The following is a 14606-nucleotide window of genomic DNA, read 5'->3' on the forward strand; positions in this document are numbered from 1 at the left end:
CCTAAATTAGCAAGTGCCGTATTACCCATCGACATGACAATACGACAAAATGAATTTGAGGATATAAAGATGAAACGGAAATACTCCCTTGGTCTGTGCTTTTCACTAATCGCCCTAACCGCTTGTTCAGATGATGACGATGACAAAATTGTTATTGAAGAAACCCCCAATATTGAATATGCCCAAGTACGCGTTATTCACGCATCAAGCGATGCGCCTATGGTTAATGTCACTGCCGATGGCGCTCAGTTATTAGCCGATGTCGATTACGCCGTTTCAAGTGGTTTGTTAGAAGTTGAAGCCTCAACCTACGCCATTACCGTAGATGCAAAGCTTGCAGATGGCACCACTACAACGGTATTGTCAGCCGACTTAGCCGCCGCTGCAGATATGGAATATACCGCCGTTGCTTTAGGTAACGTCAGCGATGAAAACTTGATGCTCAAATTGGTTGCCAATGAAAAAGCCGATATCACCGCAGACAATGCCCGAGTGCAAGTATTACATGCTGCTCCTGATGTGGGTTTAGTGGATATTTACGTTACCGAGCCAATGGCAGACATCGCCATGATGGAGCCAACCTTATCGGCCAATTACATGGATAACAGTGATCAGCTTGAAGTGCCGACCGCTGATTATCAAATTCGAATTACCCCAAATGGTGACAAAACCGTGGTGTTTGATTCAGGCACAGTCAATTTAGCCGCAGGTAATGATTACTTCATTTCGGCAATCCCAAATGAATGGTCAGGAGACTCACCTGTCGCGCTGTTAGTGGCATTACCAGATGCACAAGTACTTTTAAATGATGTGAGCAGTGGTAGCGACATCCGTGTAGTCCATGCCGTAGCAGACGCACCTGCTGTTGATGTGTTTCTTGATGGCAGCATGACTCCCGCCATTGACATGCTATCGTTTGGTCAATTTGCAGGTTACGTCAACATCCCAGAAGGCATGCACACAGTCACTGTGGCAGCTGATGCTGATAACTCAGTTGAAGTGATTAAAGATGCCGAAGTCGATTTAATGCTAGGTGCCAGCTACTCAGTGCTCGCTGTCGGCTCTTTATCTGACAACGACATTAGCCCTTGGGCCTTTGCCGAGCACACTCGCCGCATTGCAACTGAAGCTAGATTAAACGTCATCCACGCTTCGTACTCAGCGGGTAATGTCGATGTTTACCTCACCCCTACAGCCGACATCAGTGCATCAGAGCCTGCGCTAACAGATGTACCATTTAAAGCAGCGTCAGGTAGTTTAAGTGTTGCACCAGGTGATTACACCGTAAGCGTCACTGTAACAGGTACTAAAACTGTTGCCATTGGTCCACTGCCAGTGAGCTTAGCTGCAAATGGGCTATACAGCGTTGCTGCAGTGGATGCAGAAAATGACACTTCTATGTTTTCAGTTATTCTAATGGATGACTTTGTTGCCGAAGAAGAGTAACAACCAATTCAATACTGATATCTACCCAGTATGAGTATTGATTAAACACGATTTACCCGTCCCTGCGTTACCTTTTGCGACTTATCCCTCACCCAGATAAGTCGCTTTTTTTACTAAAATCATCAATCAAAACCATAACTCAACTTAAATGCCAGCTAAACAACCTTGAGGCACAGCATTATGCTAAAGTTATTTCCGCTTTATATTGTCACTTTGGTGTTATTTCATTTACTCAGCATAAAGGCTTTCGCCATGGAAATTCAGTTTGATAACCCCAATCATGTCAAAGAGGGCAGAATAAGTAATGACACGGTAATGGGCGGATTATCGGCAAGTCAGCTTGACTCTCAACAAGGCCAAAATGCCGTATTTAGCGGTAATGTCTCGCTAGATAATAATGGCGGCTTTGCCTCGATAGAGTTTCAATTACGTCAAACAGCCCCTTATAGTGACCGTATTACCCTTAGGGTCTTTGGTGACGGTAAACGCTATCAATTACGCCTAAAAACCGCCAAACTGAGTTTTGGTGAAGCCTATGCCGCCGACTTTGATACGCAAGCGGGGCAATGGAGTGAACACACATTTACCGTGACAGATTTTCAGCCACGTTTTCGGGGTAGAAATATCAGCGCGCCAGCGTTAAAATTTGCTGATATCAGCCGCATTGGTTTACTGATCGCCGCCAAGCAGCAAGGCCCATTTAGTATTACCTTAGATACGCTGGTATTTGATAGCCACATATAAGCAAAAGCTAAGCACAAGCTGAGTAGAATCAGAGCATGAGCGCGAAAGGCTATCGCCCATCAACACCCTATTTTTGACTGCAAGGATTAGCAATGAAAAGTTTGGCCGGCATTAAAGGCGTCATTTTTGATTTAGATGGCACCTTGGTTGAATCAGCACTGGATTTTAGCCAAATAAAACAGGAATTAGGTTGCCCATGCGATGTTGACCTACTGGATTTTGTCGCCGATATTACCCATCCGCCTTTGCAAGATAGAGCCAACCAAATTATCTTGGCCCATGAAACACAAGATGCCACTAACGCCAAGGCCTTGCCGCATATGCAAGAATTGCTCAGCAGCATTGAACAGTTAAGTTTGCCCAGCGCCATTGTTACCCGCAACAGTAAAGCAGCTACCGCCACCAAGCTTAGACAAAATAATATCAATCTCGAACTGGTATTAACCCGCGAATGTTATCCCGCCAAACCCGCCCCAGATGCACTGCTGGCCATCGCCACCACTTGGGATTTAGACCCTGCGTCACTGATTTATGTGGGCGATTATTTATATGATATTCAAGCGGCGAAAAATGCGGGGATGAAGTCGGTTTTTATTAATCATAATAAGCAGCCTGATTATCAATCTCAGGCAGATTTTATCGTTAATGATTTACTGCAATTACAACACGCGATTATGGCGTCTAATAGCTAGTTAACTCGCTACTTTAGGGGCGTAGTTGGGATTGGTTTGTAACTCGTTTTTGGAAAAAATGAGTTTACGTTCATTTACAATACATCGGCTAATATATCCGCCTTGTTAAGAAAACTAATTCAACTCATTGCTCTACATAAATTAAAAACTACACTTAAGATTCATACTTATTACTGGATTTTCATCTATGATTACTGCAAATAATCGAGTTTTCGCCCTTTCATCAATCGCCTTATTGTTGGCTGGTTGCTCCCCAACAGCCGACCTAACTGTTAGCGAAAGCATCAGCGATTACAGCGGTTCAGCCAGTATTACCCAAGGTCTTGCAAACACAATAGAGGCTAATCTTTTTGAGTGTAAGAATGGCAGAAGCCGTGTTGCTGGCATTGGTGAAGTAATTGATGTTGACGGTAAGGTTTGGATTGTTCCTGCCGAAAATCATTTTACTACCGCAACAAAAGCAATCGACCTATATGAAGAGTGTAACAACATAACTCCTCAAGGCATTGCGGACGTGGATGAGGACTCAGTACCTGTTGCAGTTATTGATGCAGACGGAGAAGAGATCACCGGTTACATTTTTGCTGACAATTACTTTGAGTTATACATTAATGGTCAGCTTGTAGCAGTAGACACCGTACCATTCACGCCATTTAACTCTAGCATCGTAAAGTTCAAGGTTAACAAACCTTATACGATTGCTGTAAAGGTCATTGATTGGGAAGAGAACTTAGGCTTGGGTACTGAAGACAACCGTGGCAAAGCATACCACCCTGGAGATGGTGGCTTTATCGCAAGCTTTAGCGATGGCACTGTGACAGGGGCAAACTGGCAAGCACAAACGTTTTATACCGCTCCTATCTATGATTTATCCTGTTTAAGCGAAGCTGATGGAAAACGCTTATCAGCCACCTGTACAACGGAAGGTACAGATAATGGTGAGAATGCTTATGCCGCCCACTGGGAAACCCCAAGTAGCTGGATGGAACAAGAGTTTGACGCAACCTCATGGCCTCAAGCAACACAATATTCAGAAGATGAAATCGGTGTAAACAACAAAAAGTCTTACATGAACTTCATTGATAAATTCAGTGGTGCTGGAGCAAGCTTCATCTGGTCAACCAACGTTGTATTGGATAATGAAGTCCTACTTAGATATGAAGTGAAATAACTTTAAAACCTCGGTTACTCGCCCTATTCAGCAAACAGTTATGCTTTGACACTCCATAAGCATAACTGTTTGTGTAGATTACCTGCCAACAACAAGCTTTCAGCCTTGCTAACTCATTTGGGGTGCAGTGGCTAATAAAGTCTGGCCACTACATAAAACATTAACAATGGGTGGCACCTTTTTCCTGCTGAAGAAACCACTATAGCTAGTAATGAAACAAGACTACTTATAATTTCGTATTTGCTCATTTATTTAAACCCCTTGAACGCTTTCTTTAACATATTTTCAATTTCTTTTTTAGCTTCTGGAATAATGACTTCCTTAGCTTGCTCAATACCTACCTCTTTAAGGTCTGCCAGCATCATTTCAAATTTACAATGATTACATTTAACAAAGTCATCATCTTGTACATTATCAGGTTGTTCAAATTCAGTTTCACCACACTGTGGACATTGAATCTGTATGCTTTCAGTTTTGATCATGGCAACTCCGAATGTACGTGTAACGCCGCAATAATCGGACTAAAATTGCGGGTTAACATGTGTAGCAAAGCGAAGCGTAACCCACTGTTTTAGTTCCGTTATAACTACCTTGCTATACGTTTAACTAAAAAAGCAATCGTACTCATTTTGACCAACAACATTCAAGAAATCTTCTAGATGTTTGACTGTTGCTACAGGTTCATATACATGCCATTTAAGATCAGATTTTTGCCAATAGATCTTCCACACTTTTTGCGTTTTCACATATGTAGCTTTCGCAATCGGAATATCTAATTTTTCCGATGGATTTCTAAAGTTAGCTCTAATTTCAAATAGCACAACGCTTTGATTTTCAATTTGATAACTAATATCAAGCTGGTCTCTTACATGAACAGGAGGCCGATGCTCATCAATAAACTTATCTAACTCTTTCTCACAACGCTTTATTTCAAACTCACTGATTGCCATGATAAAACTCATCTCTCTGAATGACGTATAACGCTGTGCTAAGCGGACTAAAATAGTTGGTTAAAATGTGTAGCGAAGCGAAACGTAACCCACTGTTTTAGTTCCGTTTAAGCGCCTTGTTAAATGCCATGTGGCGACAAACCTGTCAACACGGTATATGCAGTACATGCTCTATCAAATAAGTCATCATACGTTAAAAACTCATCGATAGTGTATTGTTGAATTATCATCTCCTTGTACCGATTAATGTCTGCGACATTGTTGAAACTGGATTGAGTTGAACGGCTCATAATTAAGCTTGTTTGACACTTAGTATGAATACCAGGATAACGTGTTTTAATTTGATTATAATGTTCTCTAATATAATGAACCCATTCTGCGGTTTGAAATGCAGCTTGACCAACTTCAGCTCTTGGCTGCCCTTGCTTTGTAGCTACCTTTTTAGAAGCCCTTTCCAATTCAACCAATTTGTAGGACTGATCTGCATAGACAACAATAAAGTCGGGTTCTACATAAGTTTTTCCAATTGGTGATAGCTCACCTGCGGGATAATGTAACTGAGGTTTACTTTCACAACTGCCATATACATCTAAAAGAATTGGATGCTTTTCAATTAACTTATGAAATACATCTTCTGTTTCATGAGATTGAAATAACAATACATTTTTAAAGTCGTCAATCGCTTGTTTTAATTTCCCCAAACGATTCGTATAATTTTCAACCCATTGGTTCGTTGCCCCCATCGTAATCGAACCGCCTTTATCACCATCAGGATTAGATAGAGTCTTAGCAAAATCACGCCTTAAGTCATTTTTGACTCGTAGATTTATTATTCTTTTATCCCAAGCTTCAATGGTCGATTGGCCATAAATCTCGATATAATTAAAAAAACGTCGGTTGTTTAAATCAGCTGGGAAAAAACCCATTTTTTCGATTATGTAAGGCTCCCCAAATGAAGTCGCTGTATCAGGTAAGTGAGGATCTAAAACGATACCATACGCACCAAAAGTCATATTACATATGAGGCTTTTCAAATTAGTTTTGACTTGCATTAAGTGCAAAGAGACATTTAAATCTTCATTTCTTACAGTTTTTTGATAAGAGATATTTTTAATTTTACCTTTCCAAACGGAAGAAGGTATATGCTCTTTAGCTACTATTCTGTAAATACCGATGGGTTTTCCTGACAAACCATTATCTTCGATAAATTTTGTGACTTCTTTTGGTGTTTTACTTGGCTCTAGATCAACTTTTAAAGCAGGACCTCCAGCAACATACCACTGATGTTCGGGCTCATCTGCTACTTCATTTATTACAACACCATCTTCCGCAAGAATCACTTCAAATGCTTCTGAATTCAAAAATGGGGAGATTGGATATTTAGGGTAACCTGCTCCATTTGGGGGCAATGAAGTGAAACTATCGTATGTTTCCCTATATCTCGAAATATATTCGAAAATGAAACTTCCTAGTTGATTAACTTCTATGCTCATAAGTTCCCTTGGCATTTAACAGCTTATTATCCAGCGTCTCGGATAAATCCCTGCTTATAATTAATTTTGAATTCAATTTATCATGTAACTTACTGATGTAAAAGAACTAATACCTACTTTATTGGCCGAATTAAGGTTAATCACTCCGCAAAGTTGAGCCTGAACATTTATCGGGTCCATTGTTACTCAATATGAATAACATAAACCCATGAAATATATAAGTTAAACTTTCAACCTCAAATTTATCGATGCCAATTGACCTGATTTTGGCTTCGATAATAATGAAAAATTCTTAGAGGATTAATATAACTGCGTTAATACACAGTGATATTAAGCTTTAAACTTCATTTATATTGGCCCCGTTACAGCAAGCCATTACTTCAATCTAACCAATTGCCTGCCGCAGGTGATGTATAGGATATACAAATGTCGCGATCACATGGTCAATGATGTTCCCGACATCATCATGACATTTCCCAAATCCCTATGGGTCAGATGTGAAAGAGCGACCTTATGTGCAAGCACTACTGTGACACGCTGCATTCTTTATATAAATCAAAAGGTCCCTGAAAGCTCTGCCAAAACAAATAACATCCTTGTTAAACGGCCAGTTCGGCATCCATGCCTCTCGCTCAGAACGTTTCACACTGTGAAACTTCGCCATGTCATGGACGGTCACAGCTGCGCTTACACCGGAATTTTCATATCTTCGATTTAGCCTCATATATTGCGGCAAGTAAAAGCTAAAGAGTTGAAGATCTATTTGCCTCCGACTCAATTTGAATTGAGGACGCAGAGAAAATAGCGTGTGCTCACATGGATGTGAGCATAGCTTTCGCGGTGCAGGGTCACTCCTTAGCATCCATGCCACCGTGACATTTGTAAATCCATTTACTTCAGACTCACCATCGGAAGCGTTAGCATTTTCACTCTTTATAATAAACAGGGGCCGAAGTTAGCAACAAACGAAGTCAGAAGCTGGATCAATCCCCATCGAAAATTATGCGCTTTTCAGCATTTTTCGTCGGGGTGCTGAGGGATTGTTAAGGGGGACAAGCAGTTTCCCCCTTGACTCTGGTGTGGGCGAAGCGCCACGACTTTGATTTTTACATGGCAAAATAAATTGAGGGCAAGTGTGAATGTGAAAAAACCACAATGTTAATCCAAACAGAATTTGGAAGCTGAACCCTTCTATAGCTGAACCTTTTAACCCGATTCAACGTAATAACGTAATGAGGTAAATAAACAATCAGATGAGATATAGACCGCCAACTAGGAGAAATGAATGAACCCATTACACCCAAAAAAGTTACTTCATAGTAAATGGACAAAGGTCAATGTGACCGAAAAACTAAAACACTTTTCGGTCACTAAAGTCAGTTTTGATGAACAACAAAACGTGATTGAATGCTTAATTAGAGCAGAGCTAAACGGTCAAGAATTTGCTATAAATTGGCGCGAGTTAAAACAAACCAGCCAGTGGTTACAAGGCTGGAAGTAATCATAAAAAATCACAAATCTCAGTTAACGGTTTCTTGTATAAAGCATGCTCTGGTACCGTAGCATTCTCATCAGGATAACCAGCCACAATCAGCATATAGGGGCGCTCATTGTCATTATCTCGGCCACATACTTTACTTAAAAACGACATAGGTTTGGGAGTGTGAGTTAAGGTGCCAAGGCCTGCATTGTGCAGCGCCTGAATTAAAAAACCTGTGGCGATGCCTACCGACTCATGCACGTAATAATTCTGCTTTTGCTCACCATTATCTTCGCTGCGTTTTTTAGAAAACACCGCAATTAACCAAGGGGCGGTTTCTAGATAAGGTTTGCTGGCATTAGTGCCTAATGGCTTTAAATTATCGAGCCACTCTTCACCGCCGCGACCGGCATAAAATGCTTGTTCGATGGCTTCAGCTTGCTGGCGAATTTGCGCTTTAATCTCAGGGTTACTGATGGCGACAAAGTGCCACGGCTGATGATTCGCGCCATTTGGCGCTGTCCCTGCCGCTAAAATACATTGCTCAATGACCTGCTGAGGAACCGCTCTATCAGAGAACTTACGTATCGAATGACGGCGTTTTACATTTTGATAGTTTTGCTGCGCCCGTTCAATCATCTCTGCTTGGCTATATTCGATGAAATCAGTCAGTGGTAAGTGAGCTTCGGTCATATCTGTTCCTTGATTATTTTAGTTCGACCATGTGAGTGGTTCTCAAGCCGTTACTCCGGGCAATTACGTGCCCTGTTGCTGCTTTTTTTTGAAATCAGCTAAGGTGATTTGTAATGCTTCAATCGCCGTTGTGGTATCTATTTTATTTTCTTCGAGTAACTGAATTAAATCGACCGCAAGTTGAATGGATTTAGGGGCATCATTCAGAGGTGATGGTTGCGGGTTATCTGTGGTCATTTGCGTTATCCAATATGTAAAGTAGGCCTAACCATACGCACATAATGATTGCGTTAAGGCTCAGCCAATATGTTAACTCAGTAATTGTTGTTGGCCTGCGGTTTCTTGTAAGCCGTTAGCTGGCAGCTTTGTTATAAAACACATTAACTCGCAATTAAAGTGAAAAGTTAGCAATGGCTTTTTGAATGCCCACCACATCAGTGCCTTTTTTTAGCTCTTTAACTATGGGTTGCTCTGTGCCTGAAATATAAATTTTCAGCTCGGCATCCATATCAAAGGTACCTGCGGTTTCAACAATAAAGTGAGTCATCGATTTATAAGCAATTGAATGATAACTCACCTTTTTGCCCGTCATGCCTTGTTTGTCGATTAAAATAAGCCGTTTGTCGGTGAACACAAACATATCGCGGATCAATTTATAACCCAGATGCACTGACTCATTGTCAGCCAAAATTGGCGCAAGCTCTTGCTCTAATTCTGCTAAATCAACTTCTGACGAGTTACCTAATATCGCATCAAATAATCCCATAACGTCTCCCTGTTTTTATGTTTTCAAACTGAATGGTCAGCTTATTCATTATATTTATGCCACAAAATACTGCGCTATCTTGATGATATTAACAAGCTTATTCCATGCTAAAACCGACACTTATTAGATGTTCAATGACAGCAGTTATGTACTGATAACCCGGTAATTTCCTATGCAATAGCGCTTTCTGCGCACTTATTTTGAGCCGTACTAACAAGCTTATTCCATGCTAAAACCAATACTTATAAATGTTCAATAGCAGCTGCTATGGACTAATAACCCTGCAGTAATCCTGCAATTACCTATGCAGCAGCCCTTTTGTGCGCACTTATTTTGAGCCGTACTAACAAGCTTATTCCATGCTAAAATCTCTGCTTATAAAAAAGAGTCAACATGCTGGCTTGGTACTTTAGGAAAATTATGAATGCTGCAATAATTGGTGCCACAGGGCTTATTGGTGCAAATGTGTTACTTGGATTACTGGCTGATGAGCGCTACCAGCAAGTAGTGGTTTTAGGTCGACGTCTGCCACAACTGGCTGAAGGCACCCACGGCATCGACAAGCTCAGCTTTATTCAATGCCAGCTAGAAGACATCCCCAGTTTATCCATTCCGATCGACATCGATCATGCATTTTGTTGTTTAGGCACCACCATTAAGCAAGCGGGTAGCCAAGATAATTTTAAAAAAGTAGATGTGACTGCAGTTATTGATTTCGCTAAGTTAATCCAACAACATCAACTTAGCAGAAACCGTTCAAAGCCATGGTCTTTTTCAGTGGTCACGGCATTAGATGCCAATGCAAATTCAAGCATTTTTTATAATCGTGCTAAAGGTCAGGTACAGCAAGCCTTAGTCGCGCTTAACCTACCTAAACTAATGATATTTCAGCCAAGCTTGTTATTAGGGGAGCGAGCGAGTCAGCGAGCACTTGAGGATGTAGGCCAAGGGTTATTTAAACTCACTTCCGGTTTCTTTATCGGCCCACTTGTGAAATATAAGCCCATAAGCGGCGAGCGAGTGGCAAAAGTGATGTTGCAGACAGCTATACAAAATGAGCTACATACAGCCGCTAATAACCACTCCCCAGCAGTGCAAATCATAGATAACAAAGCCATGCATTTAACGGCTAAATAACTTATTCATTTCCATAAAAAAAGGCGCTTATTATAAGCGCCTTGATTAATTAGCCTTGTCATTTAGATGCTTATTTGATGAAAGCTTATTCATTAAAAGCTTTGCCAATGAAGGCGCAGTTAATAAAGGCTAATCTAAAAATAACACTAGCCTTAAAAATTAGCCGATTAGTCTTTGGCTAAATGCTTATATAAACCTTGGTATTCAGCACAATCTTGCATTAAGTCTTCATGGGTGCCACTGGCGGCAATCAGCCCATTATCCAGCATATGAATTTGATCCATTTCAGCCATGGCGGTGAGTCTGTGGCTGATCATCAGTAAGGTTTTACCTTCAGCAAACGTAAACAGTAAGCGTAAAATTTCCCGTTCAGTGCGTTTATCAAGCCCTTCGGTTGGCTCATCAAGCAATAAAATAGGCGCATCACGCAGTAATGCACGAGCCACCCCAATTCGGCGCTGTTCGCCACCTGATAACTGACGCCCGCCGTCACCAATCCAGCTGTCTAAACCAATTTCTTCACCGCGATCTGTAGCCGTTACGGACTCAAGTAACGTGCCTAAGCCCACTTGCTTTAACACTGCGATTAAGCGCTGATCATTGGCCTTTTTCTTTTGCCCCTCAACATAAGGTAAGGCAATGGTTAAGTTATCGCGTACTGTGCCAGCAAATAAATGCACCCGCTGACTCACCACTGTCATCGCGTTGCGTAATGACACTTCGTCATAGTCAGCAATATCATGACCTGATAATCTGATTTGACCTTGTTGCGGCATCCACTCACGGGTGATCAGTGCAAGCAAGCTTGATTTACCACAGCCCGTTGGCCCAAGTAAGGCCACTTTTTGGCCTTGGGTTATATGTAAATTAACCCCTGTTAAAATTGACCGCTCAGCTTGATAGCCAAAGTGAATGTCGTTTAACTCAAGTTCTGTAGCAGCTAATTCACCCCCTTGAAATTGGCGCTCACCGTACTGAATATCCCCTTGCTGATCGGTAATTTCAGTAATACGTTTAGCCGATAACACACAGCTAGATAAATGCTGAAACGCCCCAGAGATTGGCATCATCATTTCAATTGACGCCATAGTAGCAAACACCATTGTCGCCATTAAGGGGCCTGGCGGCACCTGCGCACCAACGCCTTGTCCAGCAAGATATAACATCATTACCACAGCAAAACCGTTCACCGCAATCAATAGCCCTTGGCTAAAACCAGTAATATTGGCCATGGCTGTTTGGCTGTTAAATAAGGCTGTTTCAGCATCACGTAATTTTTGTCTATAACGATCATTAGCTGCAAAAATGCTTAATTCAGCTTGTCCCTGAATAACATCAAGGATTAACACTCTAAAGTGGCGCTTAGCATCTACCACAGCCTCACCAGGTTTTCTGCCTAAGCGATAGAATATCAATGGCAGCACAATCCATACACTCAGCAACAAACCACATAGGCTTAACGCTAGGGTTAAATCAAACCAAGATAAAAATGCATACAAGGCAATGATGGTCAATAACGACGCTGTCATTGGCACCAGTAAGCGTAAATACAAATGATCTAAGGTATCGATATCGGCCACTAGACGGTTAAGCATGTCGCCTTGTCGTAACCCTTGCAGATTACTGGCACTAAGCGGAAACAGCTTTTTCCAAGACCAAACCCGTAAATCCGTAAGTAATTTAAAGGTCGCCTCATGGGTAGCTAAGCGCTCACCATAACGACTTGCGGTGCGGGCAATAGAGAAAAAACGCACCCCACCAGCAGGAGTAAAAAAGTTAAAGGCTAATGCCGTGGCTGCAGTTAAACCCGCGATGGCGGTTGCGGATAAAAACCAGCCCGATAATGACAATAAACCGATACCCGCAAGGATAGTAGTACAGGTAAGAAACAAGCCAATGGCCATCATCAGCCATTGGCGTTTAAACAATTTAAGGAACGGATATAAAACTTGCATTATTTATCCTCCTTAGTGCCAATGCTCTGCGCCATTTCGGCTTGGTTATTTACGTTTGCCGCGTCAGTATCAGATTCAGCAGTAATAAACAGTGATAAACCATCATCTTGTTGCTGCATTGATTTGAATAAACCCGGTTGCTGGCTGAGGGTTTTATAGTCGCCTTGTTGCACAAGTTTGCCATTATCAATCACTAAAATATTATCCATATCTTGTAGCTGGTCTAATCGATGGGTGATCATCAAGCTGGTTTGCTGCAACTTGGCTTGATTAAGGGCGGCGCTAACCAGTTGCTCACTTTGGTTATCAAGACTGGCGGTGGGCTCATCCAACAAGAATAAGCTCGCAGGTTGCGACAACGCCCGCGCAAGGGCAATACGCTGAGCTTGTCCCACTGAAATACCCGCTGATTGGTCACTAATAATGGCATCAAGCCCTTGGGGATGAGCCTGAACAAAATCAGCAATATTGGCTTGTTGCAGTAACGCCATAATCTCAGCATCGCTGAGCTGTGCGTTGCCTAGGCTGACATTATCGCGGATAGATCCATGGAACAACTGCGGGTCTTGACCTAACCAAGCAAGCCTTGAGCGCCAATAGTTTTTATCAAGTAAACTCAGCTCAGCGGCATTAATTTGCAGTGAACCTCTGTAAGGTAAAAAGCCCAGCAAGGCATTTAATAAACTGGTTTTACCGGCGCCACTTGGGCCAACAATAGCAATATGTTCGCCGGCTTTAATGCTAAATGAAATCGGCCCTAATAAGGGTTTTCCCTCTAAGGTGAGCACTTCAAGATCTGTTGCGGTGATCACAATTTTACTGAGATCGGTGTTTCGCAGCTGGCCAGTTTGCTCGCTAAAGTTTTCGTCAACTTGCTTTAATGGATTAGGATGTTCAAGAAGTTCTACCAAGGCTTCTGCTGCACCAATGGCTTGTGCTTTAGCATGGTAATGGGTGCCTAAATCACGTAATGGCTGAAAAAACTCTGGCGCTAAAATCAGCACAAACATACCAGTAAATAAACTAATTTTAACCCCATAATGACCAAAATTAAGGTGCTCTAGGTAGCTAAAGCCAAAATACACCGCCAGCACAGCGATAGATAGCGCGGCAAAAAACTCCAGTACCGCCGAACTTAAAAATGCCATTCTCAGCACTGACATAGTGCGTTGCCTAAAGTCTTCTGAGCCAGTTTCGATTTGCTTTACTTCAGCTTCTGCGCGGTGAAACAGCTTGAGGGTACTTATGCCCTTTAAGCGATCCATAAAATGGCCGCTTAAACGTGACAGCGCGCTGAAGTTTTTACGATTAGCATCGGCGGCGCCCATGCCCACTAAAATCATAAACATGGGGATCAACGGCGCTGTGGCCAGTAAGATCAGCCCTGAGGCCCAATTGAGCGGAAATACCGCCACTAAAATAATTAGCGGAATAAACGCTGCCAGCATCATTTGCGGTAAATATTTAGCATAAAAATCGTGCAGATCTTCAACTTGCTCAAGAACCACACTGGCCCATGCCCCTGCTGGTTTACCTTTAATAAAAGCTGGACCTAAATCGGTGAGCTTATTGAGCACAGCTTCACGAATGTCGCCACGAAGGCGTTTACCCGCTTCAAAACTCAAACGTTCTCTAGCATATGCCAGCACCGCTCTGACTAGAATTAAACTAATTAAAGCGCCAAATTGCAGCGTAAAACTGCCCATGGGTAATTCCAGCATGATCACCCCATGGAGGATGGTCGCCAACAAGTAAGCTTGGGCAACAATTGCCACCCCATTAGCGGCCCCGGTAAAAATGGCTAATTTAAGGAAAATACCACAAGATGATTTCTGCGATTTAAGCCAGTGAGTGAGGGACTTTTCTAAAGTTTTATCCATTAGATTCCTGAAGAGAAATACGCCTAGATTGGCGCAGTAAAGTGTGGGAAATTGCCGCAGTATCGCAAGCTAAAGCCCTAGATTACAGCCGCCACCTTAGAAGTGTTAACTGACTCACACAATACTAATAAAAATTATAGTAGGTAAAGCTTATTAACCTTGTTTAGAGGGTTAAAAGATCTGCTTAAAAACCACAGCG

General features: G+C 42.0%; 14 protein-coding genes. 6 read left to right on the forward strand and 8 right to left on the reverse strand.

Annotated elements, in window-relative coordinates:
- Positions 1 to 69: 69 nt before the first annotated feature.
- The 4 genes from Q4533_RS02805 (at position 70) to Q4533_RS02820 (ending at position 4053) form a co-directional block, all read left to right on the forward strand.
- Positions 70 to 1446 (forward strand): DUF4397 domain-containing protein, encoded by a 1377-nt coding sequence (locus tag Q4533_RS02805; protein WP_198589932.1) that lies wholly within the window; start codon positions 70 to 72, stop codon positions 1444 to 1446.
- A 180-nt stretch (positions 1447 to 1626) separates the two neighbouring features.
- Positions 1627 to 2190: a CIA30 family protein gene (locus Q4533_RS02810; protein WP_102438403.1), complete on the forward strand. Its 564-nt coding sequence runs from the start codon at positions 1627 to 1629 to the stop codon at positions 2188 to 2190.
- Between the two features lie 92 nt (positions 2191 to 2282).
- Positions 2283 to 2882, forward strand: coding sequence for an HAD family hydrolase (locus tag Q4533_RS02815; RefSeq protein ID WP_303501783.1), 600 nt, complete (start codon positions 2283 to 2285; stop codon positions 2880 to 2882).
- 187 nt (positions 2883 to 3069) lie between these two features.
- Complete coding sequence (locus Q4533_RS02820) at positions 3070 to 4053, forward strand: hypothetical protein (protein WP_102438399.1); 984 nt, start codon at positions 3070 to 3072, stop codon at positions 4051 to 4053.
- A gap of 248 nt (positions 4054 to 4301) precedes the next feature.
- Here Q4533_RS02820 and Q4533_RS02825 read toward each other — a convergent pair whose 3' ends face one another.
- The 3 genes from Q4533_RS02825 to Q4533_RS02835 form a co-directional block, all read right to left on the reverse strand.
- Positions 4302 to 4535 (reverse strand): hypothetical protein, encoded by a 234-nt coding sequence (locus Q4533_RS02825; protein ID WP_102438397.1) that lies wholly within the window; start codon positions 4533 to 4535, stop codon positions 4302 to 4304.
- Positions 4536 to 4655: 120 nt separating this feature from the next.
- Positions 4656 to 5003 (reverse strand): DUF3024 domain-containing protein, encoded by a 348-nt coding sequence (locus tag Q4533_RS02830; protein ID WP_102438467.1) that lies wholly within the window; start codon positions 5001 to 5003, stop codon positions 4656 to 4658.
- Positions 5004 to 5122: 119 nt separating this feature from the next.
- Positions 5123 to 6496, reverse strand: coding sequence for a Shedu anti-phage system protein SduA domain-containing protein (locus Q4533_RS02835; protein ID WP_303501784.1), 1374 nt, complete (start codon positions 6494 to 6496; stop codon positions 5123 to 5125).
- 1285 nt (positions 6497 to 7781) lie between these two features.
- On the opposite strand from Q4533_RS02835, the gene Q4533_RS02840 reads away from it, so the two are divergent.
- A complete protein-coding gene (locus Q4533_RS02840; RefSeq protein WP_102438391.1) occupies positions 7782 to 7997 on the forward strand; it encodes a TIGR02450 family Trp-rich protein in 216 nt (71 codons plus the stop codon).
- Here the strand turns inward: Q4533_RS02840 and Q4533_RS02845 are convergent, their stop codons facing one another.
- The 3 genes from Q4533_RS02845 to Q4533_RS02855 form a co-directional block, all read right to left on the reverse strand.
- Positions 7998 to 8669 (reverse strand): nitroreductase family protein, encoded by a 672-nt coding sequence (locus tag Q4533_RS02845; protein WP_303501787.1) that lies wholly within the window; start codon positions 8667 to 8669, stop codon positions 7998 to 8000.
- Between the two features lie 63 nt (positions 8670 to 8732).
- The gene (locus Q4533_RS02850; protein ID WP_102438387.1) at positions 8733 to 8906 is read right to left on the reverse strand and encodes a YbaM family protein; all 174 of its coding nucleotides are present in this window, start codon (positions 8904 to 8906) and stop codon (positions 8733 to 8735) included.
- A 154-nt stretch (positions 8907 to 9060) separates the two neighbouring features.
- A complete protein-coding gene (locus Q4533_RS02855) occupies positions 9061 to 9435 on the reverse strand; it encodes a PH domain-containing protein (protein WP_102438386.1) in 375 nt (124 codons plus the stop codon).
- 420 nt (positions 9436 to 9855) lie between these two features.
- Here Q4533_RS02855 and Q4533_RS02860 point away from each other — a divergent pair, with 420 nt between their 5' ends.
- Positions 9856 to 10572 (forward strand): nucleoside-diphosphate sugar epimerase, encoded by a 717-nt coding sequence (locus Q4533_RS02860; RefSeq protein ID WP_303501789.1) that lies wholly within the window; start codon positions 9856 to 9858, stop codon positions 10570 to 10572.
- A gap of 167 nt (positions 10573 to 10739) precedes the next feature.
- Here the strand turns inward: Q4533_RS02860 and cydC are convergent, their stop codons facing one another.
- Both cydC and cydD read right to left on the reverse strand, forming a co-directional pair.
- Positions 10740 to 12527 carry a cysteine/glutathione ABC transporter ATP-binding protein/permease CydC gene (gene cydC / locus Q4533_RS02865; protein WP_303445955.1) on the reverse strand — a complete coding sequence of 596 codons (1788 nt, stop codon included), beginning with the start codon at positions 12525 to 12527 and terminating at the stop codon, positions 10740 to 10742.
- Positions 12527 to 14407 (reverse strand): cysteine/glutathione ABC transporter permease/ATP-binding protein CydD, encoded by a 1881-nt coding sequence (gene cydD / locus Q4533_RS02870; RefSeq protein WP_303411970.1) that lies wholly within the window; start codon positions 14405 to 14407, stop codon positions 12527 to 12529. The genes cydC and cydD overlap by 1 nt, the downstream gene beginning before the upstream one ends.
- Between the last annotated feature and the right edge of the window lie 199 nt (positions 14408 to 14606).

Origin of the sequence: Shewanella sp. 6_MG-2023 (assembly GCF_030547195.1) — a bacterium.
Lineage (GTDB): Bacteria > Pseudomonadota > Gammaproteobacteria > Enterobacterales > Shewanellaceae > Shewanella.